Consider the following 24517-nt stretch of genomic DNA (forward strand, 5'->3'; position numbering starts at 1 on the left):
ACACGGCGTGCGCTGCCAGGCGGCGCCAGTCGCTGCACTCCATCGCGTGCGCGACGACCAACAAAAAAACGGCCGGTGCAGTGCACCGGCCGTTTCTGTCTGCGGCGTCCGGAGACAGACGCCTTGTTTCAGCAGCAATCAGCGATCAGGCGCTCACGCCTGCGCGACGGCCTTCTCCACCGACGGGGTGCGCCAGCCGCTGCGCACGCCCCAGATGTAGAACACCGCGCCGACTGCAGCCACTACCGCAAGATCGGTGCCGTAGCTGAGATAGCCATGGCCGCCGAAGTCGCTGCTGCCGGCCCAGGACAGCAGCGCGATCGTCGGCAGGTAGCAGATCATCCAGGCCGCGCCCTTGAGGTTGCGCCCAAGATCCGGCCAGCCCTGCTTGGCCTGGTAGTAGCAGTACACCGGCAGCGCCACGACCATCAGCAGGATGATCTCGCCGGTCAGCGGCCAGCGCGCCCAGTACAGCAGCTCGGTCGCCATCACGAAGGCCACGCCGGCCAGCACCGGCAGCGCGGCGATGCGCAGCGGGCGATGCAGCTCCGGGGCATGACGACGCAGCGCCATCGCGCTGATCGGGCCGGTGAGGTAGGAAATGATGGTCGCCACCGAGATCACCGCCGCCAGCGTGCCCCAGCCGCGGAAGAAGAACAGGAACACGAACGACACCGCCAGGTTGAAGAACATCGCCATGCGCGGCACGCCCCAGACCGGGTGCAGCTTGCCCAGCACCGACGGCATGGTGCCGTTCTTTTCCATGCCGTAGACCATGCGCGCGGTGGTGGCGGTATAGGTGATGCCGGTGCCGCTGGGGCTGACGAACGCATCGATGTACAGCAGCATCGCCAGCCAATGCAGGTTGACGATGATAGCCAGCTCGGCGAACGGCGAGCGGAAATCGATGCCGTGCCAGCCGGCCTTGGCCAGCAGGTCCGGCGGCACCGCGCCGATATAGGCCACCTGCAGGATCACGTAGACCACCGTGGCCAGCGCGATCGAGCCCAGCACCGCGAACGGAATGCTGCGGCCCGGGTTGCGCGCTTCACCGGCCAGGTTCACCGGGCTCTGGAAGCCGTTGAAGCTGAAGACGATGCCGGCGGTAGCCACCGCGGTGAGCACCGCGGCCAGGTCGATCACGTGCGCGTCGCCGTGGATGCCGACGCTGAAGTTCTCGCTGTGGAAGCCGCTGGCGATCAGGGCCACGCCGGTCGCCGCCGGCACCACCAGCTTGAACACGGTGATCAGGGTATTGGAGCGCGCGAACAGCTTGACGCTCCAGAAATTGAGGAAGAAATACACCAGCACCAGCACCGCCGAGATCAGCAGGCCGGGCACCGACAACTCCCCCGCCCCGCCGGGTGCCTGCACATACAGGCCCTGCGCCCAGGCCCATGGCCAGGACGCCATGTACTGCACCGAGGCCTCGGCCTCGACCGGGATCACCGACACGATCGCGATCCAGTTGGCCCAGCCGGCGATGAAGCCCACCAGCGAGCCGTGCGAGTAATGGCTGTAGCGCACCATGCCGCCGGACTCGGGGAACATCGCGCCCAGTTCCGCGTAGGACAGCGCGATGGTGGTGATGATCGCCGCACCCAGAATCCAGGCCCAGATCGCACCGGGGCCGGCCAGGCCGGCAGCGCGCCAGGCACCGAACAGCCAGCCGGAACCGATGATCGAGCCCAGGCCGGTGAGCATGAGGGCGAAGGGGCCAACGTCGCGGCGTAGCGATTGTTCGGACATGAGAAGCCTGGCAGTGAGGACGCCGTGAACCGGCAACAAGCCGGCAATCATCGCAGAAGCGGCCGCTGATCGTCAGTGCGTATTCAGGCTTGCGTCCGGTTGCATGGCTTGCGACATAGCCGAAAGGGCTTTCGGCCAAGCCAGGCCGGCAACGCCCGCTCAGCCATGGCAGTCGGCGCTGGGCGCGCTGGTATCCACACAGGTGTGCGCCTGACGCGGAATGCCACGCAGTTCGCGCACCTGCCCGGGTGTCAGCGCAAAGCTGTCCAGCGTCCTGCGTGCGCAGGCCGGTGTACCCGTCGTGTTGCTTGCGGCAGGCGCGGCGCAGTGTTCCTCGTACACCAGGTAATGGCAGCGACCGCTGCTGCTGGCCAGGCAGTGCACATTGAGGTCGGTGGCGGTGGCCAGGGTCTTGCTGAAGATCACGTCCTGGCCATTGCTGGTAGCGCGGGTGATGGAGGTGGTGCCGTTGCGGTCGTGGCAACCGGCCAAGGCAAGCAGGCAATACACGAGGGAGGCGATCAGGCGCATATCAGCAATCCTTTCAGTCGATGCGATCGGGGGAATTACATGCCGCGGAACAGGCTCATGAAGGGCTGGCTGACGGTGAGCGTTTCGCTGCGCCCGCGCAGCGCCAGCCGGCCCTTGCCGGTGTCCTCGCGCACCACCGAGGCGACCGCCTTCATGTTGACGATGGTGGAGCGGTGGATCTGCTTGAACACCTGCGGATCCAGCACGTCGAGCAACTCGCGCAGCGGCGTGCGCAGGATCGCCTCGCCGGCGGCGGTCATCACCGTGGTGTATTTCTGGTCGGCCTGGAAATACGCCACCTCGTCCAGCGCGATCAGGCGCGTCTCGCGGCCGCTGCTGGCGGTGAGCCAGGCCAACGGCGGCGCGGCGCTGGCGGCAGCAGGGCGCGCGGACAGGCGCTGCAACAAGGCCTCCAGCAGCTGGCCGTCCGGCTGGCCGGCGGCAGCGCGTTGCTGCACGCGCTGCCAGGTGGCCTGCAGGCGCTCGCGGCTGATCGGCTTGAGCAGGTAGTCCACCGCGCCGTGTTCGAACGCATCGATGGCGTACTGGTCGTAGGCAGTGACGAACACCACCTGGGTACGCGGGCTGACCTCGCGCAGCGCACGCGCCACCTCGATGCCGGTGAGCCCGGGCATGCGGATATCCAGGAAAACCACATCCGGCTGCTGCGCGGCGATGGTCTCCAGCGCGCCGGCGCCGTCTTCGCATTCGCCCACCACCTGCAGCTGCGGGCACACCTCGGCCAGCAGCGCGAGCAGGGACTGCCGCAGCAACGCTTCGTCTTCGGCGATCACCGCACGCAGCGCGCTCATGCCTGCACCTGCGCGGTGGAGCTGTGCGTGCCTGGCAACGGCGGCGGCATGCGTGTGGCGGTCATCGGCGCCGGCAGCGGCAGGCTGATGGTGGCGGCCACACCGCTGGGGAAATTGGACACGATGGCAAAGCTCGCCTTGCCGGCGTAGATCAACTGTAGCCGCTCGCGCAGGTTCTTCAGGCCGATGCCGGTGCCCTGGGTGTGGGTGCCGAAGCCCTGGCCATCGTCGGCCACGGTCAGCGTGGCGTGGTCGTCGACGCGACGCGCCAGGATCCATATCGTGCCGCCGCCGGGCTTGGGTTCCAGCCCGTGCTTGATCGCGTTCTCCACCAGGGTCTGCAGCATCATCGAGGGCAGTTGCAGCGCGCGCAGCTCGTACGGCACCTCCACCTGCAGGGCCAGCCGCGTGCCCATGCGGATGCGCAGGATTTCCAGATAGGCCTGGGTGCGTTCGAGTTCCTCGCCCAGGGTGGAGATGGCCCCGTCGGCGCTGGGCAGCGAGCTGCGCAGGTACTGGATCAGGTGCCCGATCATGATCTCCGCGCGCGGTGGGTCGGTGCGTGCCAGCACCTGTGCGCTGGCCAGCGTGTTGTAGAGAAAGTGCGGCTCGACCTGGGCATGCAGCAGGTTCAGGCGGGCCACCGCCAGTTCCTTTTCCATCACCGATTGCTCGGCCGCGGCCTGCTCGTCGCGACGTTGCTCGCCGACCCGGCGCACCACCGCGCGATTGATCGCCTCGGCATTCTCGTAATTGCTGCCTTCGTCCACCGCGAACAGATCCACCCAGGCACCGGCGTCGGGTTCGCACAACACCGTGACGCTGCTGGTGCCCTGCCCCGGCGTGATCGTCACCAGTACCTGATTGCGCTTGATCGCAAAACGCGCGAACAGGTTCCAGCGCGAGGGCTGGCGTCCTTCGTAAGGGTCGATGCGGCGCACCTTGGCGCGGATCAGCAGGCTGCCGGGCGCGCATTCGATGTCCTGCACGCGCGGCAACGCGCGCACGGCCTCTTCGACCACGGCAAAGCTGGCCTGCACGTCCAGCGGCACCTCGATCTGGCGGCGCTGGCGGGTCGACAAGGTGTCGTGATCCAGCCGCCCGGCGATCAGGCGCACCCGGCGCACATGCGTGATCGCACTCATCAGGGCAAGCGTCAGCAGCACCACGCAGATCAGCCCGAAGAAGGCGCCGGTGGAGCCGAACAACTGCGCCCACATGATCGCAGCCACCAGCAACGCGGCGGCCCAGGCGAACACGATACGCACGATCAGGAAGACGCTGGCAGACACGGGTGGGAGCTCGTTGGGTTGGGACGCGGCGAGCATAGCCGGCAAGCGATCGGGCGAACGCCCCCGGGCGACGAATGGCCGCTGGCGCGGCTTCAACTGCCCGGATCGCGGTGCGAAACCGGCCTGGTCGACGGTGGCAGGCACAGATGCGCGCGGTATGCTCGGCGTGCGCGACCGACGATGCTGCGGGTGCCGGTCGCTGGCGCGCAGCGCAGGGCCTGGCGTTTACCGGTACTGCACCGCGCGCGCTACGCGTGGCCGACCGCGCGGGCGCCGTTATCCCAATCACCTTCTCTACATCGCTCAGGAGCCGCATGCACCGTCGTCATTTCCTGCACAGCGCCGGCCTCGCGCTCGCGGCCGCTTCCACCGGGAGTTGGGCCACGACCGGCAAGGCGGCCGCTGCGCCGTCCTCGCCGCTACCCGCCACGTCGCCGGGCGCCTCGCCCGACCAGTTCGCCGCAGCGCCGCCGCTGGCGCCGATCCGCGCGGCGGTCGATCGCATCATTGCGATCAACGGCTGCACCCGCCCGTTCCGTGCGCAGGGGCCGCGGATCGAGGCCGAACGCATCGGCCGCAAGACGGTGGTGCACAACTATGGACATGGCGGCAGCGGGTGGTCGCTGTCGTGGGGCGCGGCCGAGCATGCGCTGCGGCTGGTGCAGGCCGCCGATGCGGATGCGCGCGAGCTGGCGGTGATCGGCTGCGGCGCGATCGGGCTGACCACCGCGCTGGTGGCGCAACGTGCGGGCCTGCGCGTGCGCATCTATGCGCGCGAGCGCCTGCCGGACGTGCGCTCGTTCTACGCCACCGGCGTGTGGTCGCCGGACTCGCGCGTGTGCACCAGCGAGCACGCCAGCGCCGATTTCAGGACCCGCTGGGAAGAGATGGCGCGCATTTCGTTTCGCCGCTACCAGACCCTGCTGGGCCTGCCGGGCGAGCCGATCGAATGGCGCGATGGCTATGCGTTGTCGGATGTGCCGTTCGATCAACCGAGCGCGTCGGCCGAAGCGCACGAGCCGGACTACCCGCCACTGGAGCGCGACCTGCTCGACGATCTCGGCCCACGCTCGCAACCGGTTGCGCCCGGCAGTCATCCGTTTCCGGTGCCGTTCGTGCGCCGCTACAGCCAGCTGACCTTCAACCTCAGCGCCTACGCGCGCCTGCTGATGGACGACTTTCTGCGGGCCGGCGGCGAGCTGTACACGCGCAACTTCGAGCATCCGCGCCAGTTCGGCCAGCTGCGCGAGAAGATCCTGGTCAATGCCACCGGCTATGGCGCGCGTGCATTGCTTGGCGACGACAGCGTCATCCCGGTACGTGGGCAGACCGCGCGCCTGATTCCGCAACCGGAAGTGACCTACGGCTTGGTCTGGCGCGGCCACAATCTCAATGTGGTGCCACGCCGCGATGGCTTGCTGGTGCAGTCGCAAGGTGCCCACGATTTCAACAACCCCGATGCCACGCCGGATCACGCCGCGTCCGCAGCAGCGGTCCGCGAGCTGGCACGGTTGTTTCCTGCGCGCTGAATCGGTTTTCCCGCGCGTTGCGCTCAGGACTCGCCGAGCGAGGCCTGCAGCGCGCGGGCCAGTGCGGCATCGCCGCTGACCAGCTCGTCCCACCGCAAGGCCACGCCTTTGCGTCGGCCTTTTTCGACCAGCTTCAAGCCCTGCGGGTCGATGACCAGGGTATAGGCCTGCTCGCCGATCTGCAGCTCGCGGCGTAACGGTTTGTCCAACGGCGTCATGGCAGCTCCAGGGGCAAGAACGAGCCATCGGTTGTAGCGCATCGGTCTGCAACAGCGTGCATTCCCGGCAGTGCATGCCGCACGGTGCCGGTGCAATCGCTGCGCGTGCGCATCAACATCCGCGCAATGGCATCGACATCGGCACAGGCGCACCGATGCCGCATGCACGGCCGCGGTCATGCGCGTTGTGCGCATGCATCTCGAGGAGCCGGCATCAACCTCGGTCGATTGCAGTGCAACTGCCCGGCTCGGCGCTGGCGAATCGATTGCATGCGCATCATCACCGCGCCGCTCACGGCACAGGTCGTTATCGCCTCGGCATCACCGCATCTACCGATCGCGCTAACACGCCGACGATTAGCGTAGCGACCATGCGAGACAGCTTGAGCAAGCACGACAACAACGCTGCATTGCAGGCTTGGCGTCACGCCAGGCACTGCGATGCCGCAGTGACGATGCAGCGGGTCCGCACGCAAGCGCAGGCAAGACGCACACACGCTGCACCGCATCGTTTATCTACCTATCCATCCAAAGGAGCCGCCCATGGCGATCAAGACAATTGAAGAGCTTTTCGTCCACGAGCTGTCGGACATCTACAGCGCAGAAAAGCAGTTGACCAAATCGCTGCCGCGCCTGGCACGTGCGGCCACCGAACCCAAGCTGGTGGAAGCGTTCAAGCTGCACCTGGAAGAAACCCAGGGCCAGATCGAACGCATCGACCAGATCGTCGAACTGCTCGGCATCAAGCTCAAGCGCATCAAGTGTGCCGCGATGGAAGGCCTGGTCGAGGAAAGCCGCGAGGTGATCGACGAGATCGAAGAAGGTCCGGTACGCGATGCGGCACTGATCGGCGGCGCACAGAAGGTGGAGCATTACGAGATCGCCTCGTACGGCACCATCGCTGCGATTGCAAAGCAGCTGGGCTACACCGATGCGGTCAGCCTGCTGCTGTCGACGCTGGAAGAAGAAAAGGCCACCGATGAAAAGCTGACCCTGCTCGCCGAGCAAGGCGGCAATCAAAAGGCATCCAAGGCCAGCAAAGCGGCCTGATGCATCGCGCGGGCGGCGCTGCCGCCTGCGTTTGTCCGCATCCTGCGGGCAACCCCCACCCGTAGCCAGCCTCAGGTTTCTGCGCGCATGCCGCGTTGCAGTCGTCGCCGGGCGCCAGCCAGGAAATACGATCCATGTTTATGCATAACAAGCGTCTGATGTACACCGTTCGCGTGGCCGAACCCAATCCGGATCTGGCCACGTTGATGCTCGAGCAGTTCGGCGGACCGCAAGGCGAGCTTGCTGCAGCGATGCGGTACTTCACCCAGGCATTGGGCGAAGACGATCCGGGCCGCAAGGATCTGTTGTTCGATATCGCTACCGAAGAACTGAGCCACCTGGAAATCATCGGCTCGATCATCGCCATGCTCAACAAGGGCCCCAAGGCCGTGTTGTCCGAGGGCATGGAAGAGGCCATGGAGATGCGCTCCATGACCCAGAACAGCACCAGCCACACCCAGCAGATCCTGTATGGCGGTGGCCCGGCCCTGGTCAACTCCAGTGGCGTGCCGTGGACCTCGGCCTATGTCGATTCGATCGGTTGCCCGACTTCGGACATGCGTTCGAACATCGCTGCCGAAGCACGCGCCAAACTGGTCTATGAGCGCCTGATCACCGTCACCGATGATCCGGGCATCGTGGATGCGCTGCGCTTCCTGATGACGCGCGAAGTGGCGCATCAGAAGTCGTTCGAGAAGGCGTTGTACTCCATCGAGCCGAACTTCCCGCCGGGCAAGCTGCCGGGCGACCCGCGCTTTACCGACATCTACTACAACATGTCGCAGGGCGAAGGCGATACGGTCGGCCCGTGGAATGCCGGCGAGCAGTGGGACGTGGTGGCAGACCGTGAGCTGCAGTCCGCAGTCGACGGTGGCGATGGTTCGGCCACGGTTGCGCTGGATGCGACCCAGACCGAGGCACTGGATGCGATGTCGCTGCGCCTTCTGTCCAATCCGGAGCTGGATCGGGTGACCGGTGCAGACCTGGGCGCAGGCCCGGGCGCCGGCTCCACCACCGGCGACATCCAACGCTGATCTTCAGCGCTAGCAGTTGCCGAGACTGGCCCGGGTCGTTCGCGACCCGGGCTTTTTAATGCGTAACCTACTGTGGACAGCGGGCTGCATGCAGTTGGTCGTCTTGCGGTGGTTATCGCGACAACGTCGGCGTGTGATTTGCGACGCCCATGCAACACGGGTGGGTCGATACAAGACGTCGACGAATGCGTAAGGGTTACCGGAGGACTGAAAAGAAAAGAGGCCCGACGGGCCTCTTGGTATCACTGCGTGCCCGCGCCTCTCACACCGGCGCGGCCTGCTGGGCATGCGCTTCGCTGGCCCACTCCGGACGCACGCCTGCTGCGGTGGTGCAGCGTTCCAACCGCCATGGCAGCAGATGACGCATGGCCTCCTCGCCACTGACCTGTAGCCATTGCGTGGCATCGCCTTCGACGCATAACGGGCGTTGTGTCGGCAGGCTGGTCGAGGAAGCGACCAGCAACGAGAACCCCATTTGCAGGCGACCGCCAATGTCCATGACATTGCGCAGGCCCGCGGCGTACAGCGCGCCACCGTCCTGACTCAGCCAGGTCGCCGACGTGGCGCCATCAGCCGATGCGGCGCAGACAAAGCCACACAGCGGGATCAGGCAGCGCTGGGTTTCCCAGATGGCGAGGTCCACGCGCCCCAGCCACTCCGGCTCCTGGGTATTGATCGAGCGCTGCTGTCCCGGAGCACGTCGACCGAAGGTTGCACGCTCCTCGCGCTTGCCGCCACGGTCGGCAACCAGAATGTCGGCATCGGCACCGACACCGATCTCGACCCAGGCATTGCTCGCAACGCGGCCCGACAACTGAAGAATGCGCGTAATCATGTTTACTCCACTGTGCATCTGGATGACAGCAGGAGCTACGCACAATACGCGCCAAGTTTTAGGGATGCCGCGCACTGATGCACCGCAATGGTCCTGCATGACGGCCGTGGCATCGGCATCGTTGCGAGGTGCGAATCCGTCGCAACATGTGCACGCACGCGCAGGAATTTCCGTGAGGGGCGCGTCGGGATGCGCAGCATTTTGCACATCGGCATGGCCGCGCCTGCCGAAGTGCGCACGGACTGCACGCGCGCGTGCAGGTCTCTAGCGCTCGTGCAGCGAGGTCAACGGCAACTGGATCTCGCATTCCAGGCGTGTATCGCTGAGCTCGTAACGCGTCTGTGCGCCATGGCTGTACGGCAGCGCCTTTTCGATCAGACGGCGGCCGAATCCGCCCGCCTGGTCGCGGTCGTCGCGCCGCTGCTGGCTGGCACCTTCCTCGATCCACGACAGCACCAGACGCGCAGAGGCGTCGTTGGTGGACACCACGTCCCAGCGCACCGACAGCGTGCCGGTCTCCACCGCCAGCGCCCCGTACTTGAGCGCATTGGTTGCCAGTTCGTGCAGCGCCAGCGCCAGCGTCTGCACCGTGGACTTGCGAAGCGCCACATCCGGGCCTTCCACCACGATGCGCTGTTGGTCGGGCTCGGCGCCGAGCGCATCCAGCTCCATGCGCAGCAGCGCACCGATGGTGGTGGGCTCGTTGTCCGACTGCGACAACAGTCCTTGCACACGCGACAACGCAGAGAGCCGGTCGTCGAACCTGCCGGCGAATTCCGGCATGCTGTGGCTGGTCTGGACGGTCTGCTTGGCAACCGACTGCACCACGGTGATCAGGTTGCGGGTGCGGTGCTGCAATTCGCTGACCAGCACGCGCTGTTCGTCCTGCAGGCGGCGCAAATTGTCCGATTCGGTCGAGGTTCCCAGCCATTCCAGCACCTGGCCGCGCTCGTCCAGCACCGGCGCGCTGCGCGTATGGAACCAGCGGTAGCCGTCTTCGGCTGCGTTGAACAGGCGGTGTTCCACATCCAGCCCGCCGGTACGCGCACTGTCATGCCAGGCATTCAGGGTCAGCTCGCGCTCGTCCGGATGCACCACCTGCAGCCAGCCCAGTTCCAGGCTCTCGCCATCGCGCTGGCCGGTGTAGCTGGACCATTGCGGGCTGGACCAGGTCCAGCGGCCGCCATCGAGCGAGCGCCACACCAGTTGCGGAATGCCTTCCATCAAGGTGCGCAGGCGCTGCTCGCTGCTGCGCAACGCGCGCTCGGCGCGTGTCAGCGGGGTGACGTCCATGAAGGTCAACACCGCACCGCCGATGAAATTGTTGACGGTGCGGTACGGCAGTACGCGCACCATGTAGCGCGCGCGCGTGGCGGGGTTTTCCACCTCGCGGTCCAGCACCGCCAGCGTGCGGATCACCCGGCGCACATCGTCCTGCAGTTCATCGTAGGCCACGTGCAGCTTGATGTTGCTGATCGGCCGGTGGATGTCACTTTCCACCAGCGGCAGGATGTCGGTGACCGCGGGAGTGAAGTTGGTGACGCGCAGCTCGTTGTCCAGGAACACGGTGGCGATCTGGGTGCTTTCCAGCAGGTTCTTCAGGTCGCTGTTGGCATGCGCGAGTTCCTGCACGCGGTGGGCCAGCTCGCCGTTGACCGTGGTGACCTCCTCGTTGACCGACTGCAGCTCTTCCTTGGAGGTTTCCAGCTCTTCGTTGGCGCTCTGCAGTTCTTCGTTGAGCGACTGGTACTCCTCGTTGGAGGACTTGAGCTCCTCGTTGGTGCTTTCCAGCTCCTCGATCATCGACTGCAGGCGCTCGCGGGTCATGCGCAGCTCGTTCTCCAGCGCCTGCACGTGCGCATTGTCGGACACGGTATCTTTCGGCGGCGCCAGCTCGGCCAGTTCACGCGCTTCCACTTCCTGGAACAAGACCACATAGCCGCGCGGCACGTCCGAATCGGAGGTCGGCTCCACGAACAGGTCCACCGCCAGGGTCGCCGCGTCCTCGTGCATCTGGATGCCCCTGGCCTGCACCGGCGTCATGTCCGCTTCGGCACGGCTGAGCGCGCTGCGCAACTCCAGCCGCAGGTCGCGGTGAACCAGGTTGAGCAGGTTGAGGCTGGGTGCGCCGCCGCCGGGACGAATGAAACGCCCGGCCTGGGAAGAGAAATGCAGCACGTCGAAATGCTCGTCCAGCACCGCATAGGCCGGGGCATAGCGATCGGCGATGCGCTCGCCGGCGCGCACCAGTGCATTGCTGACACTGTGCTGCTGGCGGTTGGCCGCCGGTGCATGGCCGTCCAGTCCGAGCGAAGATGACGGGAAGGTCGCATGCATGCGGCTGTCGGCATCGATCTTCTGGAACACGCGGAAGCTGCGCTCCACCGGTGCGAACAACTTGGCATGCCGCGAGACGTTTTCGGCGTTGCCCAGGAACAGATAGCCGCCGGGCTTGAGGGCGAAGTGAAACACCGGGATCACCCGGTTTTGCAGCTCGGCGTCCAGGTAGATCAGCAGATTGCGGCACGACACCAGATCCAGCCGCGAGAACGGCGGGTCCTTGACGATGCTGTGCTGCGAGAACACGCACAGCTCGCGCAGCTGCTTGCTCACCACATAGGTATCGCCCTCCTTGACGAACCAGCGCTGCAGGCGCTCCGGCCCCACGTCGGCGACGATGCTGGACGAATAACGCCCCACCCGTGCGATGGCCAACGCCCGCCCGTCGATGTCGCTGGCGAAGATCTGGATGCGCGGCGCCACGTCCAGCGTCTGCGCATGCTCGCGCAACAGCATCGCCAACGAATAGGCCTCTTCGCCGGTGGAGCAACCCAGCACCCACACCCGCAGGTGATCGCCCGGCTGCTTGCCCTGGAACAGGCGCGGAATCACCTGCTGCTCCAGAAACTCGAACTCGCGGCGGTCGCGGAAGAACTGGGTGACGCCGATCAGCAGATCGTTGAACAGCAGCAGCGGTTCGTCGAAGCGGCTGCGCAGCTGCTCCAGATACTGCTCCAGCGTGTCCACCTGCACCACCTGCATGCGTCGCTGCACGCGGCGCAGGAACGTGGCGCGCTTGTACCCGTGGAAATCATGGCCGGTGGCATTGCGCAGGATGCTGGCGACCTGGCTGAGCTGATCGTTCTCGCTGCCGTTGCGCACGCCCACCGGTGCCGGATGACCGAAGCGATGGTGGCGTTGCATATGCGCGGCGATGCGTGCGGCCACGCGCGGCAGCGGCAGGATGTCGTCGCTGATGGCGGCCGGGTTGCCGGAACTGCGCAGATCCATGCCATGTAACGACGGGTCGTCCACCGCCAGCGCCAGACCGCCACATTCCTTGATCGCGGCGGTGCCCAGGGTGCCGTCGCCATCGAAGCGGCCCATGATCAGGCCGATCACGTTGCCGTCCTGGTCGTGCGCCATCGAAACGAAGAAACTGTCGATCAAGCCGTGATCGCTGGCTTCCTCCAACGGGCGCAGCCGCAGCCGGCCTTCTTCCAGGGTCACCAGGGTCTGGCTGGGCGGTAGGTAAATGCGCCCGGGATGCAGCGCATCGCCATCCTCCGGCGCCAGCAGCAGGCTGGATTGCGGGCCGAGCAACTCACGCAGGCGCGGCTCGTCCAGCAGGTGGCGATCGCGCAACAACAGCATGATGACCAGATTGGGCGCCCCGGCGACCGCGTCGAGCAGCTCGGCCAGGCGGGTGGCATCCAGGCCATCGGCGCCGACACCGAGAACGAATAACGGCGGTGGCGCCACGGCGTCGTGCACAGGGGTCGCTGCGGTGTCGTCGCAGGAAGTGTCGTCGTCAGTCATCGCATCGATCGCGTCGGGTGTGAGGCGCAATCGTCAATGATGGCGCAAACCCGCCTCTACTGCTACGCGGCGTCTGAGCGGTACAGCTGCCTTGCACGACCGGTTCTGGAAGCGCCTGCTTACGCGCGGCGTTAACCGACGCGACGCGCACTATGGCTTGCGCGTCGCCAGATAGCGCCACCGCTCCAGGAGCTCGCCATGCAGGACAATCCACTCAACGGCCGTCGCATCCTCGTGGTCGAGGACGATTATCTGCTGGCCGAATCGCTCAACGATCTGTTGGTGGAAGCCGGCGTCTATGTACTCGGGCCGGTGGGCAATGTGCCGGAGGCATTGTCGCTGGTGGCCTCCGGCCAGACCATCGACGGCGCTTTGCTCGACGTCAACGTGCGTGGCCAACCGGTGTTTCCGGTCGCCGATGCGCTGTTGGAGCGCGGCGTGCCGTTCTCGTTCTGCTCCGGCTACGACCGCTACACGCTACCGCCGCGGTTTGCGCACCTGTCGTACTGCATGAAGCCCTACAACCCGCGCACCATCACCGCCCTGCTCAGCAACCAGACCCAGCCTGCCGAGCATTACTGATCGGTGCTGTCGGTGGACATCGCATCGTCCTGGCGCAGGGCGCGCTCTTCTTCGCCCAGTTGATTGAGCAACTCCACCGCCGACTGATGGGTAGTGCGCAGGGTTTCCATGGGCTTGGAGGTCTCGTTGCGTAACGCATACAACGCAAAGCCCATCACGTTGAGGCGGTTGCGCAACTGATGCAGCAGCTCGCGCCGCCGCCCCTGGGATGCATCGCCCACTACGCGTCCTTGTCGCTGAGCCGGTTGTGCAAAGTGCGCACACTGATCCCCAACTCGCGCGCCGCTGCCTTCTTGTTGAAACGCGTGCGCGCCAGCGCTGCCTCGATCATGGCGTCCTCGGCCTGGCGCATGGTCCATCCCGCCGGAATCAGCAAGCCGTCTTCGTCGGCCTGCGGCACGGTCTGCACCACATCCGGCGCGCTCAGCAGATCGCCGTCCGCGCGCAGGTACAGATAGCGGATGAACGAGCGCAGCTCGCGCACGTTGCCCGGCCAGGTGTGGTAGGCCAGATAGCGTAGCAACGACTTGGTCGGCAGCTTGCGGGTGCCGTACTTGACGTTGAGCTCATCGATCACGCGCAGGCCCAGCAGCCGCGCATCGCCACGACGCTCGCGCAGCGGCGGCACCTGGATCGGGTACTCGTTGAGCCGGTAGAACAGATCCTCGCGCAGCACGCCGTGCTCGCGTTGCACATGCTGGTGGGTTGCCGCGACCACGCGCGCGTCCAGCGGGATCTCCTCGCTGCCTCCCACGCGCATGAAGCTGCGCGACTCGATCGCGCGCAGCAGGTAGACCTGCAGGCGGGTCGGCATCTCGCCGATCTCATCCAGGAACAGCGTGCCATCGGCGGCCTGCTCCAGGAAGCCGGCGTGCCGACGATCGGCACCGGTGAAGCTGCCGCGCTCGTGGCCGAACAACTGGCTGGCGAGCAGCTCCTCGGGAATGGCACCGCAGTTGACCGGCACGAAGCGACCACGCCGGCCGGAGACCCGGTGGATCGCGCGCGCGACCAGATCCTTGCCTGTGCCGGTCTCGCCGGTCACCAGCACATTCAGATCGGTCGGCGCCACGCGCAGGATGTCCTTGCGCAGCAGCACGATGCTGTCGCTGTTGCCGATGATGCCCAGATTGCCCTGCTGCGCGTCGCGCAGGCCGCCGAGCACGCGCTCCAGCCGCTCGGGCGCAAACGGCTTGGTGAGGAACTCACTGACGCCGAACTGCTGCGCGCGGCCCTGGGTTTCGTAGGCGTAATCGCCCGAAACCACCACAATCTGCGGCGTGTGATCCGGGTCGAGCCGTTCGATGAGATCGAAACCGCTACCGTCGGGCAGACCAACGTCCACCACCAACAGGTCGGGGAAGTTGCTGTCCAGCCAACGGCTGGCTTCGCCAAGGGTGTGGATGCCCTTGGCACGGAAGCCGCTATCGGTGGCTAACTCAACCACCTGATCGCAGAACTCCACGTCGTCGTCGATGATGGCGCAGGAAAGACGGTCCATGGGCGCTTCTGTCCGCAATGACTAATACATGTTCAGTTGAGAATTGTGACGGCTGCGCGAAAAACGCGCCTGTACGTCACCACGAGATGGCACATCCGTGTCACGGCCATCCGGCCGTATGGCGCCCGCTTCCCCCCAAGTCGAGCTCGCCGTAAATGGTCGACCGAAGTACGCATGGCGGCGCTGGATTACGCCAGTGCCAAGCGTCATGGTCGGGGTCGGTCAGCGCGTCGTCTTGGGCGAAACGCCAAGGAGCGCAAGGTTTGCGGGAGATGGAGGGCAGCCCGGACACGGGTGCCGTTGGACTGAGCTGACGGATCAGCTCGCTTGGCTTGCGCTACGACGCGCCTGCTGGACTGTCGGCTCGCGCCGACGTGGATCATTGCCGGTGGATGCCTTGTGCACGCCCGGCCGCGAGCCGTCGGATGCGCTGTGGTGCCAATAGCCTACGCACCGGCCGTGGAGAAAACGTGTATGGGGCGGCCAAGGCCGGCGCTGTGACACGACGGCAGAGTTGCGTGCGCCTACATCGCGAACGCCGGAACTGCAGCGTCCAGCGCGGCTCAGCGCTTCTCGGAGCCGTCCGGTCGCTCGTAATCGTGCTCGGGGTCGGCCTTGTTCACATCGCGGTCTTCGTCGGGCATGTCGTGCACCTTCCACTCCACATCCTCGTTGCGCTGTTCCTGCGGCGTAAACGGCTTTTGCTGGTCGTCGTCCGGGCCCCATGGCTTTTTCGGTTCGCTGCCCATCGTCGTTCTCCTGCGTTTGTGGTCGTGAGCCCACGCTAGGCCGGCGTGCATTGCACAGCAGTGAACAAAGCTGCGCGATGGCGTGAAGCAATCGCCGCATGCACAAGCGGCGCCATCGACAACACACACGCCGCCGACATCGCCTATCCCGCCCGTTTACGTCTGCGCACGCACACTGCCGCTCATCGTGATGCGTCACACCGCCAGGAGACTGAAATGCCCGTACCCAATTACCCGCACCCGCCATTCAAGCCGCAGCAGCAGAACTTTCCCGGGCGTACCGAGAAGATGGACCCGCGCCCGGATCACGGCGAAGACAGTTATGTCGGCCATGGGCAGCTCACCGGCAAGCGTGCCCTGATCACCGGCGGCGACAGCGGCATCGGTGCGGCCGTGGCGATCGCCTATGCACGCGAGGGTGCCGACGTGGCGATCGCCTATCTTCCCGACGAGCAGGAAGACGCCGCCAGAATCGGCGCATTGATCGAAAAGGCCGGCGTCAAGGCCTTGCTGGTGGGCTGCGACATCAGCGACCCGGCCCAGGCGGCTACGTTGATCCAACAGGTCAACAGCACGTTCGGCGGCCTGGATATCCTGGTCAACAACGCCGGCTATCAGAAATATTTTGAGAACTTCGAAGACATCACGCTGGACGAATGGCGCAAGACCTTCGACACCAACGTGCATGCCGTGTTCCACCTGGTGCAGTTGTCGGTACCGCTGATGAAAGACGGCGGCTCCATCATCAATACCGCCTCGGTGCAGTCCAAGAAGCCGACGCCGAACATCCTGCCGTATGCCGCCACCAAGGGCGCGCTGGCCAACCTGACGATTGGCCTGGCGGGCGTACTGGCCGACAAGCACATCCGCGTCAACGCGGTGCTGCCGGGCCCGATCTGGACGCCGTTCATTCCGGCCGGCATGGACGAGGAGTCGGTGGAAAACTTCGGCGGCCAGACGCCAATGGGCCGCCCCGGGCAACCGGTGGAGCTGGCATCGGCATACGTGATGCTGGCAGCCGATACCGCCAGCTACACCTCGGGCACATTGCTCACCATTGCCGGTGGCGCGGTCACGCTGTAACGCCGTCCAGCGCTGCAGCTGCGCGCAAAGCCCGCCTCGCTTGCTTAGCGAGGCGGCAGGCCGCGCGCGTGGGCGGCGAGCTGGTGGATGCAGTGTCCACTGTGTGGACGATCAAGGCGTTTACGGCGCGCGACCGTGAAAGCGCGCGGCTTGCCGAGCAGATCGGCGACGAGGCGGTCGCCCACCGCCGCAGCTGGATGTACGTGGAAAAGCCCGCGTGATCCACGACATCTGCCTGTCGGTGATGGCCGGCGGCATGCTGATCTGGGCGATCAGCATGTGGCGCGCCGGCATGGTGAGCGCGGGCGACGTGGTGCTGGTCAGCGCGCTGACCTTCCGCATCCTGCACGGCTCGCGCGACCTGGCGCTGACGCTGGTTGACACCACCCAGCAGCTGGGCGCCATCGCCGACACGCTGCAGATCATCCTGCAACCGCATGCCATCGTCGATGCGGACGCGCCGCTGGCCCCGGCCCTGGCCCAGGGCGATGTGCGGTTCGAACAGGTGCGCTTTGCCTATCCGGATCGGGCGGCGGTGCTGGATGGATTGAACCTGCACATCCCTGCCGGCCAGAAGGTCGGCATCGTCGGGCCCTCCGGTGCCGGCACGTCCACCTTGATCGCGCTGATCCAGCGTCTGGACGATGTGCAATCCGGACGCGTGCTGATCGATGGCCAGGACATCCGCAGCGTCAGCCAGGACAGCATGCGCGAAAAGATTGCGGTGGTCCCGCAGGAAACTGCGCTGTTCAATCGCAGCATTGCCGATAACATCCGCTACGGCCGCCCGGAGGCCAGCGATGCGGAGGTGCAGGACGCGGCGCGGCACGCATTCTGCGATGGCTTCATCCGGCAACTGCCGCAGGGCTACGACACCCAGGTCGGCGAACGCGGGGTCATGCTCTCCGGTGGTCAGCGCCAGCGTCTGGGCATCGCCCGCGCGTTCCTGAAGGACCCGCCGATCCTGATCCTGGACGAAGCCACCTCGGCACTGGATACCGAATCGGAAGCGGAAATCCAGGCCGCGCTGGATCACCTGATGCGCGACCGCACGGTGCTGGCGGTGGCGCATCGTCTGTCCACGGTGATCGGCTTCGATCGTATCGTGGTTTTGCAGGAAGGCCGCGTGGTCGAAGATGGCAACCCGGCACAGCTGCGTGGTCACGGTGGTGTGTTCGATGGCCTGTGGCAACGCCAGGCGGCGGGATTCGAGCAGGCTGCGCCTGATCAGCAATGACGACTGCTTGGAGATGAGATCGCCCAGCACTCGCTAAGCATGTTGCGTGTTGCGTGTTGCGTGTTGCGTGTTGCGTACCGCATGTCGAATGTCGCGAACCTGATCGACGCGTGCCACCCATGCCCACAACGACAACAGGCAGCCGAACTGCCTGTTGTCTGCATCGCACCGCGCATCACGCGGTGCCCGATCAACATCTCCGCCTGATCAGTGCGGCTGGTTCGACTTGGCACGCAGCGACTTGGCATGCTCCAGATGCTGGGCGATGGTCTCGCGTGCGCGCTGCAGTTCCTTGCCCAGATCGCTCGAACCCGGCTCGCTGGCCAGCTGCGCATCCAGCAACGTCAACGCCTGCTCATGGCTGGTCACGCTGGCCTGCAGGTACTGCGTTTCGAACTCCTTGCCGTTCAAGCCTTCCAGACGCTTGCGGGTGCCATCAGCGCGGGTGGTTGCAGCCTGCGCCAGCGTGCCGCTGCGATCCGGTGCAAAACGGCTGAGATCGGTCAGTGCCGCACTGTGGGCCTCGTCCATCTTGCGCGCAAACTGCAAGGTCTCGCCACCGAGTCCCTTGACGACTGCCAATTGCGCCAGCGTGCGCTCCTGCTCGTTGAAGACCACCAGCGCACCAAGCGCCTGCTTGCGATCGCCGGAGATTGCAGCGGCATCACGCAACGGGTCGCCATGCGGCGGCGTGCTGCCCGCATTGGCCGGCGCGCTCAGCGACTGCGGTTGAATGTCGCGATCGTTGTTCTTCGGGCTGGCTGCCTCACCGGACTCGCTCTGACGACGCTGCCATGCCTTGTAAGCCACGTAGCCCACTGCACCGGCGGTCACCATCTTGAAAATTCCCATCGTAGTCTCCTGGTTGATCGCGCAAGGCACGATCGTTGATTGTCGGGGTCGCATGGTCGCTGCATGCATGAGCTGCGAACGATCCAGAGTGGCATTCGAGAGTGCGAGCGCGCGGGTTATCCAGGCGTGACACACGCATCAACGCCGCGTCGCCAATCGAACGCGTCCACACCGTGCGCACGTGCCGTGCTGACGGACTTAACGGCGCGCTGCCGACACTGGCTGTGTTGCCGCACACCGACGGCCTTTCCGGAGAACCCCCATGCTCGCCCTCAATTACCACGGCTCACGCGATGTCCGGGTCGAAACCGTGCCGGACCCGGTCCTGGTCGAACGCGACGATCTCATCCTGCGCGTGACCGCCACCGCCATCTGCGGTTCGGATCTGCATCTATACCGCGGCAAGATTCCGGATCTGCGGCACGGCGATATCCTCGGCCATGAGTTCATGGGCATTGTCGAAGACGTGGGCCCCGACGTCACCGCCGTCAAACGCGGCGACCGCGTGGTGATCCCCTTCGTGGTGGCCTGCGGGCGTTGCTTCCACTGCATGCTGCAGGAGTTTTCCGCCTGCGAGACCACCAATACCGGCAAGGGCGCGGCGCTCAACCACAAGGACATGCGGCCGCCGGCGGCGCTGTTCGGCTTCAGTCATCTGTATGGCGGTCTATCCGGTGGGCAGGCCGAATACGTGCGCGTGCCCAAGGCCAATGTCGGGCCGCTGGTAGTGCCCGATGCACTGCACGACGAGCAGGTGCTGTTCCTGTCAGACATCCTGCCGACCGGCTATCAGGCCGTTATCGATGCCGGGGTCAAGCAGGGTTCGACGGTGGCGATCTTCGGTGCCGGCCCGGTGGGCCTGATGGCAGCGGCATGCTGCCGCATGCTGGGCGCCGAGCGCATCTTCATGGTCGACCGGCATGCCTACCGGCTGGACTTCGCGTCCAAGGCCTACGGCATCATTCCGATCAACTTCGACGAGGTCGACGACCCGGCCGATGTCATCGTCTCGCAAACCGATGGCCGCGGCGTGGATGCCAGCATCGAAGCGGTGGGCTTCGAGGCCGAAGGCAGCGCGATCGAAACCGCGTTGACCAACTTGAAGCTGGAAGGCAGCAGCGGTGTTGCAATCCGCCAATGCATCGCGGCAACGCGCCGCTGCGGTGTGGTCAGCGTGCCGGGCGTGTATGCCGGCTTCATCCATGCCTTCATGTTCGGCGATGCCTTCGACAAGGGGCTGAGCTTCAAGATGGGCCAGACCCATGTGCAGAAGCATATGCCGCATTTGCTGGAATGCATTGGCAATGGCGAACTCAAGCCCAGCGCGATCATCTCCCATCGCATGCCGCTGGCCGATGCGGCGCGTGGCTATGAGCTGTTTGACAAGAAGCAGGACGATTGCCGCAAGGTGGTGTTGACGCCGTAACAGCCGGCCAGCAACGCTGCAAATGCAAACGGCGCGGTCGATGACCGCGCCGTTTGCGTTCCCGGCTAGTGTGGCCGGGTCAGTCCAGCGGTTTGGCCGGCACGAACGGCGACACCGGATCGCTGGCCGGAAAGGTTTCTTCCAGCGCATCGTCCTGCAAGGCGTCCTGTTTTTCCTTCTCGCTGCGTTGGTCTTCGTGATCGCCGGCAAGATCGGGCGCAGTTGCGTGTTGATGGGCAGTATTCATGGGATCTCCTGTCGCGTTGATGCAGACCACCCAACGCTACGGTGGCCTGACGACGGCGCAGGTGAAAGAGGTCTTCGCATCGGCGCGACAAAGGCAACCGTTTAGGCAACGTCGGATGCATGGCAGGCTGTCGCAACGTCGCAATCGTACGCACGCGGACCACAGCACGATCGAGCGCGCAGCATGCCGTGCTTGCGTCCACCGGCAGACGCGCAAGGCAGGGCACTGCCGGCAATGTGATCATTGCGTTTTCGCGCCGCGAGAAAACAGCCTATTGCCGCCACGGCGGGGACCGGTTCACACCCCGGCGCGCCCAGGGTGTATGGTGCAAGGGCGGCCGGACTCCGGTGTCGCCCTCACTCTATCTGGCCTTCTCCATCAAGAATCTCTGCGAACGTTGCGACGCCGTCTGTTGCCGGCTCACCGTCATGGTCGATCCCTCCGACCGCATCCCCAACCACTTGACCAGCGTGACACCGCAAGGTTGGCACGTGATGGCGCGTGACGAGGAAGGCTGGTGCGTGGCCATCGATGCGGCGCGCATGTGTTGTTCGATCTACGAGACGCGGCCGGCGATCTGCCGGCGTTTCGTCATGTCCGGGCCGTATTGCCGCGACGTGCGTGCCACCTACGACGACCAACGCCGGCGGGGCATTCCCTTGACGCTGTACAACGCATGAGGATTTCGCCATGAACAACTCCCGCCGTCAGTCGATGACCGTGAGCAATCAGCCAGGCAAGCCGCGCTTGTCCGAGCAACGGCTGGCTGCCGACCTGGAGGCGTTCCAGCAATCCGGTGGCGCGATCGAACGTCTGGGCGATACCCCGCTGCGTCGCGACAAGAAGCGCGGCGAGCCCGAGGCCGCTTCTGCCAAGGCAGTCAAAAAACCCGCTGCCAAGGCAGCCGACGCGTCCGACGCAGAGACCGTGACAACCGCAACAACCGACGCCGAGTAAGCGCATCGCTGTGGCAGCACACCTGCGGTGTGGCTGTCGCGGCTGGAGTTGGAGTTGGCTGATCGATGCCGCGCTGCGTGCACACACCGCGGCCGGCTGAACCCACAGCGCCGGCATCGTCGGCTTCGAAATGACCGCCTTCCGGCACGCAGACCCGCGTCGCCAACAGGCAAGCGCGGATTACAGCAGTTGCGCGTGCTTGGTCGCGCCCAGTCCCTGTGCCAGCGAAGCCATCTCGTTGGCCAGTGTGATCAGATCGCCGCCGGCTTGCGCGGCAAGGGTCATGATGCGTTGATACGCGTCCCAGAAGTCCGGTCCACTGCCATAGGCAGCGTGGAACCCTTGTAACTCCAGGACCATGAGATCGGACACCTGCATGTCGCAGCGGTCCATTGTGGTCACCTCGTTGGGGAGTCGTCCCCGGACCGGCAGCCTACACGCGTTCACCTTACAAAACAGGGTCGGCCGTGAGACAGCGCAGTTGGAGCTGAATTGGTTAGAGAGCAGGCGCAGACCGGCGTGATTGCGCTTGATCGGACCCGCTGCTGCGTGTGCTGGCATGTGCGCTGACCCGAACCTGGCGCTGCATTGCGGCACGTCGATGTGCACCATGCGCGACCGCTGCCGCGATCATGCACGACCCCACGCCAGGCGCCGCACTCACGCCGCATCCTGCAAGCCCTGCTGCAGGCATTCCAGCAACCGGCTCAGCTTGGGCAGCAACTGGCGCGCGCGCATCCACACCAGATGCAGCGGCAGGCCTTCGGTATCGCACTGCGGCAGTACCGCGACCAGGCTGCCGCGCTGCAGGTGCTGATCGATCAGCCAGGTCGGCAGCTGTGCGATACCCAGCCCGGCCACCACCGCGTCCACCTGCGCCTCGGCATTGCCGAACACTACCCGCGCGTCCATCGCACGCTGTTCCACCGGCCCTGCGCCATGCCGCAGCAACCACGGGCTACTGCTGCCATCGGCCTTGCCGTAGAGCACCGCATCGTGCGCCAGCAAGGCGGCAATGCTGTCGGGCGTGCCGCGCTGGGCCAGATACTGCGGTGCGGCGCAGAACACGCGTTTTTCATGGCCCAGATAGCGGTGCCCCAGGCTGCTGTGCCACTGATCCGGCCCGCCGATGCGCACCGCGATGTCGATGCCTTCTTCGGCCATGTCGACGAAGCGATCGGTGAACGAAATGACCGGCTGCAGGCCGGGATAACGCTGGAAGAATGGTAGCAACACCGGCAACACCTTGTGCCGGCCGAAGCTCACCGGCAGGTCCAGCCGCAGCCGGCCGGTGGGCGCCTGGCCTTCGGCGCGCAGCACGTGCTCGGCCTCCTCCAGCTCGTCGAGCACCTTGACGCAGACCCGGTAGAACGCCGCGCCTGCGTCGGTCAGCGCCAGCCGCCGGGTGGTGCGTGCGAACAGGCGCACCCCCAGACGCGTCTCCAGGCGTGCGATGGCCTTGCCCACTGCCGAGCTGGTCAGGCTGAGCCGCTCGGCGGCGGCCGTAAAGCTGCCGGCATCGGCGGCGCTGACGAAGATATCGATGCCTTTGACGCGTTCAGAGGGATGCATGGATACACATTCAAGAACTGAAGTCCGCAATGTACGGAAAATACTCCCGATATACGATCTTAATTCTTTCCTATGATGGCCAGCCCACACTGCGGCGCATGCCATGTCTGCTGTCGGCTCCACCTCTTCCCCCATTTCCGCCACCGCGGCACCGGCCGCTGCTCGCAGCGGCCTGGCGATCTTCATCCTGGCGTTTGCCGCGTTCGTGATCGTCACCACCGAGTACCTGATCGTCGGGCTGCTGCCCGGCCTTGCACGCGACATGGAAATTTCCATCTCCGCGGCCGGCCAGCTGGTGACGTTGTTCGCCTTCACCGTGATGCTGTTCGGCCCGCCGCTGACCGCGTGGCTGTCGCATCTGGATCGCAAGCGCCTGTTTGTCATGATCCTGCTGGTGTTTGCGGTCTCCAACGCGGTGGCCGCGCTGGCGCCCAATATCTGGGTGCTGGCCTTTGCCCGCTTCGTACCGGCGCTGGCGCTGCCGGTGTTCTGGGGAACCGCCAGCGAAACCGCCGGGCAACTGGCCGGGCCGCAGCACGCAGGGCGCGCCGTGTCGCGGGTGTATCTGGGCATTTCGGCGGCGCTGCTGTTCGGCATTCCGCTGGGCACGGTGGCCGCCAACAGCATCGGCTGGCGTGGCGCGTTCTGGATCCTGGCCGCCCTATCGCTGGCGATGGCCGCGGCGCTGGCGCTCTGGATGCCGACGGTGGCCCGCAGCGAACGGGTGAATCTGCGTCAGCAGGCCGGCATCTTCGGCGAGCGCTTCTTCCTGGCCAATGTGATCCTGTCGGTGGTGGTCTTCACCGCCATGTTCACCGCCTACACCTATCTGGCCGACCTGCTGGAACGCAGCGTGGGCGTGCCGGCGGCGAATGTGGGCTGGTGGCTGATGGGCTTCGGCGCGATCGGCCTGATCGGCAACTGGCTGGGCGGGCGGGTGGTGGATCGCTCGCCGCTGCGTGCCACGGCGGTGTTCCTGCTGCTGCTCGCGCTGGGCATGGCCTTGTGCGTGCCGGTGGCCAAGACCGGCGTGCTGCTCTATCTGACCCTGGCGGTCTGGGGCATTGCCTACACTGCGCTGTTTCCGATCAGCCAGGTGCGGGTGATGAACTCGGTGACCCACTCGCAGGCGCTGGCCGGCACCACCAATGTGTCGGCGGCCAATGCCGGCATCGGCATTGGCGCCATCATCGGCGGGCTGGTGATTCCGGCCTGGGGGCTGGGCAGCATCGGCTATGTGGCCGCTGCGGTGGCGCTGCTGGGCGTGGTGCTGATTCCGTTGGTACATCGCGCCCGAGGCTGAGAGATCGCGTTGCGGGCCAGGCACATCCGGCCCGCAGCGTTGGTCGCGCTCGCTGTGCATGATCACGGAGCGCGTAGGCCAGATACCGCTGCAGATGGACTTGATCCTTGGGCGCTGCGCCTACTGGATCGCAGCGCTG

At 65.6% G+C, this 24517-nt stretch carries 23 protein-coding genes and 1 pseudogene; 10 read left to right on the forward strand and 14 right to left on the reverse strand.

Annotation, left to right across the window (positions count from 1 at the left end):
* Positions 1-153: 153 nt before the first annotated feature.
* The 4 genes from DGN21_RS17260 to DGN21_RS17275 form a co-directional block, all read right to left on the reverse strand.
* Positions 154-1749, reverse strand: a complete 1596-nt coding sequence (locus DGN21_RS17260) for an APC family permease (RefSeq protein WP_024940772.1) — start codon at positions 1747-1749, stop codon at positions 154-156.
* Positions 1750-1908: 159 nt separating this feature from the next.
* Positions 1909-2280 carry a hypothetical protein gene (locus tag DGN21_RS17265; protein WP_065032928.1) on the reverse strand — a complete coding sequence of 124 codons (372 nt, stop codon included), beginning with the start codon at positions 2278-2280 and terminating at the stop codon, positions 1909-1911.
* Between the two features lie 35 nt (positions 2281-2315).
* A complete protein-coding gene (locus DGN21_RS17270; protein WP_102251152.1) occupies positions 2316-3092 on the reverse strand; it encodes a LytTR family DNA-binding domain-containing protein in 777 nt (258 codons plus the stop codon).
* The gene (locus tag DGN21_RS17275; protein WP_184551750.1) at positions 3089-4384 is read right to left on the reverse strand and encodes a histidine kinase; all 1296 of its coding nucleotides are present in this window, start codon (positions 4382-4384) and stop codon (positions 3089-3091) included. The genes DGN21_RS17270 and DGN21_RS17275 overlap by 4 nt, the downstream gene beginning before the upstream one ends.
* Positions 4385-4698: 314 nt before the next feature.
* On the opposite strand from DGN21_RS17275, the gene DGN21_RS17280 reads away from it, so the two are divergent.
* A complete protein-coding gene (locus tag DGN21_RS17280; RefSeq protein ID WP_126966588.1) occupies positions 4699-5913 on the forward strand; it encodes an FAD-dependent oxidoreductase in 1215 nt (404 codons plus the stop codon).
* A gap of 23 nt (positions 5914-5936) precedes the next feature.
* Here the strand turns inward: DGN21_RS17280 and DGN21_RS17285 are convergent, their stop codons facing one another.
* A complete protein-coding gene (locus tag DGN21_RS17285) occupies positions 5937-6131 on the reverse strand; it encodes a hypothetical protein (protein ID WP_039513305.1) in 195 nt (64 codons plus the stop codon).
* Positions 6132-6674: 543 nt separating this feature from the next.
* Between DGN21_RS17285 and DGN21_RS17290 the strand changes: the two genes are divergently transcribed.
* Positions 6675-7181, forward strand: a complete 507-nt coding sequence (locus DGN21_RS17290) for a ferritin-like domain-containing protein (protein WP_016900918.1) — start codon at positions 6675-6677, stop codon at positions 7179-7181.
* 134 nt (positions 7182-7315) lie between these two features.
* Entirely contained in the window at positions 7316-8215 is a 900-nt protein-coding gene (locus DGN21_RS17295; RefSeq protein WP_065032931.1) for a manganese catalase family protein, read from the forward strand.
* A gap of 262 nt (positions 8216-8477) precedes the next feature.
* Here DGN21_RS17295 and DGN21_RS17300 read toward each other — a convergent pair whose 3' ends face one another.
* Both DGN21_RS17300 and DGN21_RS17305 read right to left on the reverse strand, forming a co-directional pair.
* Positions 8478-9050 carry a hypothetical protein gene (locus DGN21_RS17300; RefSeq protein ID WP_016900920.1) on the reverse strand — a complete coding sequence of 191 codons (573 nt, stop codon included), beginning with the start codon at positions 9048-9050 and terminating at the stop codon, positions 8478-8480.
* A gap of 264 nt (positions 9051-9314) precedes the next feature.
* A complete protein-coding gene (locus tag DGN21_RS17305) occupies positions 9315-12869 on the reverse strand; it encodes a CheR family methyltransferase (protein ID WP_160955159.1) in 3555 nt (1184 codons plus the stop codon).
* A 198-nt stretch (positions 12870-13067) separates the two neighbouring features.
* On the opposite strand from DGN21_RS17305, the gene DGN21_RS17310 reads away from it, so the two are divergent.
* Positions 13068-13451: a response regulator gene (locus DGN21_RS17310; protein WP_024938475.1), complete on the forward strand. Its 384-nt coding sequence runs from the start codon at positions 13068-13070 to the stop codon at positions 13449-13451.
* Here DGN21_RS17310 and DGN21_RS17315 read toward each other — a convergent pair.
* The 3 genes from DGN21_RS17315 to DGN21_RS17325 all read right to left on the reverse strand — a co-directional run bounded on the left by DGN21_RS17315 (position 13445) and on the right by DGN21_RS17325 (position 15701).
* Entirely contained in the window at positions 13445-13672 is a 228-nt protein-coding gene (locus DGN21_RS17315; protein ID WP_065032933.1) for a hypothetical protein, read from the reverse strand. The genes DGN21_RS17310 and DGN21_RS17315 overlap by 7 nt on opposite strands.
* Positions 13672-14952 (reverse strand): sigma-54 dependent transcriptional regulator, encoded by a 1281-nt coding sequence (locus DGN21_RS17320; protein ID WP_046344551.1) that lies wholly within the window; start codon positions 14950-14952, stop codon positions 13672-13674. The genes DGN21_RS17315 and DGN21_RS17320 overlap by 1 nt, the downstream gene beginning before the upstream one ends.
* Before the next feature lie 563 nt (positions 14953-15515).
* Positions 15516-15701, reverse strand: coding sequence for a hypothetical protein (locus DGN21_RS17325; protein WP_016900925.1), 186 nt, complete (start codon positions 15699-15701; stop codon positions 15516-15518).
* Between the two features lie 216 nt (positions 15702-15917).
* Here DGN21_RS17325 and DGN21_RS17330 point away from each other — a divergent pair, with 216 nt between their 5' ends.
* Positions 15918-16784, forward strand: a complete 867-nt coding sequence (locus tag DGN21_RS17330; protein ID WP_126966587.1) for an SDR family oxidoreductase — start codon at positions 15918-15920, stop codon at positions 16782-16784.
* A gap of 56 nt (positions 16785-16840) precedes the next feature.
* Positions 16841-18021, forward strand: a pseudogene (locus DGN21_RS17335) (ABC transporter ATP-binding protein); the annotation flags it as partial.
* Positions 18022-18228: 207 nt separating this feature from the next.
* Here the strand turns inward: DGN21_RS17335 and DGN21_RS17340 are convergent.
* The gene (locus DGN21_RS17340) at positions 18229-18873 is read right to left on the reverse strand and encodes a DUF4142 domain-containing protein (RefSeq protein ID WP_126966586.1); all 645 of its coding nucleotides are present in this window, start codon (positions 18871-18873) and stop codon (positions 18229-18231) included.
* Between the two features lie 262 nt (positions 18874-19135).
* Here DGN21_RS17340 and DGN21_RS17345 point away from each other — a divergent pair, with 262 nt between their 5' ends.
* A complete protein-coding gene (locus tag DGN21_RS17345; protein ID WP_126966585.1) occupies positions 19136-20299 on the forward strand; it encodes a zinc-dependent alcohol dehydrogenase in 1164 nt (387 codons plus the stop codon).
* Between the two features lie 79 nt (positions 20300-20378).
* On the opposite strand, the gene DGN21_RS17350 is transcribed toward DGN21_RS17345, so the two are convergent.
* Positions 20379-20546 carry a hypothetical protein gene (locus tag DGN21_RS17350; protein ID WP_164738933.1) on the reverse strand — a complete coding sequence of 56 codons (168 nt, stop codon included), beginning with the start codon at positions 20544-20546 and terminating at the stop codon, positions 20379-20381.
* Positions 20547-20893: 347 nt separating this feature from the next.
* On the opposite strand from DGN21_RS17350, the gene DGN21_RS17355 reads away from it, so the two are divergent.
* Both DGN21_RS17355 and DGN21_RS17360 read left to right on the forward strand, forming a co-directional pair.
* Positions 20894-21226 carry a YkgJ family cysteine cluster protein gene (locus tag DGN21_RS17355; RefSeq protein ID WP_226427509.1) on the forward strand — a complete coding sequence of 111 codons (333 nt, stop codon included), beginning with the start codon at positions 20894-20896 and terminating at the stop codon, positions 21224-21226.
* Positions 21227-21236: 10 nt separating this feature from the next.
* On the forward strand, positions 21237-21503 hold the full coding sequence (locus DGN21_RS17360; protein ID WP_126966584.1) for a hypothetical protein: 267 nt from the start codon (positions 21237-21239) through the stop codon (positions 21501-21503).
* Between the two features lie 180 nt (positions 21504-21683).
* On the opposite strand, the gene DGN21_RS17365 is transcribed toward DGN21_RS17360, so the two are convergent.
* Together DGN21_RS17365 and DGN21_RS17370 are read right to left on the reverse strand one after the other, a co-directional pair.
* Positions 21684-21896 carry a hypothetical protein gene (locus DGN21_RS17365; RefSeq protein ID WP_016900938.1) on the reverse strand — a complete coding sequence of 71 codons (213 nt, stop codon included), beginning with the start codon at positions 21894-21896 and terminating at the stop codon, positions 21684-21686.
* Positions 21897-22163: 267 nt separating this feature from the next.
* The gene (locus DGN21_RS17370) at positions 22164-23075 is read right to left on the reverse strand and encodes a LysR family transcriptional regulator (RefSeq protein WP_024938482.1); all 912 of its coding nucleotides are present in this window, start codon (positions 23073-23075) and stop codon (positions 22164-22166) included.
* A gap of 103 nt (positions 23076-23178) precedes the next feature.
* Between DGN21_RS17370 and DGN21_RS17375 the strand changes: the two genes are divergently transcribed.
* A complete protein-coding gene (locus DGN21_RS17375) occupies positions 23179-24378 on the forward strand; it encodes an MFS transporter (RefSeq protein WP_202397580.1) in 1200 nt (399 codons plus the stop codon).
* The last annotated feature ends 139 nt before the right edge of the window (positions 24379-24517 follow it).

It is taken from the genome of Xanthomonas sp. MLO165, assembly GCF_018831305.1.
Taxonomy (GTDB): domain Bacteria; phylum Pseudomonadota; class Gammaproteobacteria; order Xanthomonadales; family Xanthomonadaceae; genus Xanthomonas; species Xanthomonas arboricola.

Bases quoted from the DNA above. Each gene is read 5' to 3' on its own strand.
- DGN21_RS17260 (WP_024940772.1), bottom strand. From the start codon at position 1,749: ATGTCCGAACAATCGCTACGCCGCGACGTTGGCCCCTTCGCCCTCATG.
- DGN21_RS17265 (WP_065032928.1), bottom strand. From the start codon at position 2,280: ATGCGCCTGATCGCCTCCCTCGTGTATTGCCTGCTTGCCTTGGCCGGT.
- DGN21_RS17270 (WP_102251152.1), bottom strand. From the start codon at position 3,092: ATGAGCGCGCTGCGTGCGGTGATCGCCGAAGACGAAGCGTTGCTGCGG.
- DGN21_RS17280 (WP_126966588.1), top strand. From the start codon at position 4,699: ATGCACCGTCGTCATTTCCTGCACAGCGCCGGCCTCGCGCTCGCGGCC.
- DGN21_RS17285 (WP_039513305.1), bottom strand. From the start codon at position 6,131: ATGACGCCGTTGGACAAACCGTTACGCCGCGAGCTGCAGATCGGCGAG.
- DGN21_RS17290 (WP_016900918.1), top strand. From the start codon at position 6,675: ATGGCGATCAAGACAATTGAAGAGCTTTTCGTCCACGAGCTGTCGGAC.
- DGN21_RS17295 (WP_065032931.1), top strand. From the start codon at position 7,316: ATGTTTATGCATAACAAGCGTCTGATGTACACCGTTCGCGTGGCCGAA.
- DGN21_RS17300 (WP_016900920.1), bottom strand. From the start codon at position 9,050: ATGATTACGCGCATTCTTCAGTTGTCGGGCCGCGTTGCGAGCAATGCC.
- DGN21_RS17305 (WP_160955159.1), bottom strand. From the start codon at position 12,869: ATGACTGACGACGACACTTCCTGCGACGACACCGCAGCGACCCCTGTG.
- DGN21_RS17310 (WP_024938475.1), top strand. From the start codon at position 13,068: ATGCAGGACAATCCACTCAACGGCCGTCGCATCCTCGTGGTCGAGGAC.
- DGN21_RS17320 (WP_046344551.1), bottom strand. From the start codon at position 14,952: ATGGACCGTCTTTCCTGCGCCATCATCGACGACGACGTGGAGTTCTGC.
- DGN21_RS17325 (WP_016900925.1), bottom strand. From the start codon at position 15,701: ATGGGCAGCGAACCGAAAAAGCCATGGGGCCCGGACGACGACCAGCAA.
- DGN21_RS17330 (WP_126966587.1), top strand. From the start codon at position 15,918: ATGCCCGTACCCAATTACCCGCACCCGCCATTCAAGCCGCAGCAGCAG.
- DGN21_RS17340 (WP_126966586.1), bottom strand. From the start codon at position 18,873: ATGGGAATTTTCAAGATGGTGACCGCCGGTGCAGTGGGCTACGTGGCT.
- DGN21_RS17345 (WP_126966585.1), top strand. From the start codon at position 19,136: ATGCTCGCCCTCAATTACCACGGCTCACGCGATGTCCGGGTCGAAACC.
- DGN21_RS17350 (WP_164738933.1), bottom strand. From the start codon at position 20,546: ATGAATACTGCCCATCAACACGCAACTGCGCCCGATCTTGCCGGCGAT.
- DGN21_RS17360 (WP_126966584.1), top strand. From the start codon at position 21,237: ATGAACAACTCCCGCCGTCAGTCGATGACCGTGAGCAATCAGCCAGGC.
- DGN21_RS17365 (WP_016900938.1), bottom strand. From the start codon at position 21,896: ATGGACCGCTGCGACATGCAGGTGTCCGATCTCATGGTCCTGGAGTTA.
- DGN21_RS17370 (WP_024938482.1), bottom strand. From the start codon at position 23,075: ATGCATCCCTCTGAACGCGTCAAAGGCATCGATATCTTCGTCAGCGCC.
- DGN21_RS17375 (WP_202397580.1), top strand. From the start codon at position 23,179: ATGTCTGCTGTCGGCTCCACCTCTTCCCCCATTTCCGCCACCGCGGCA.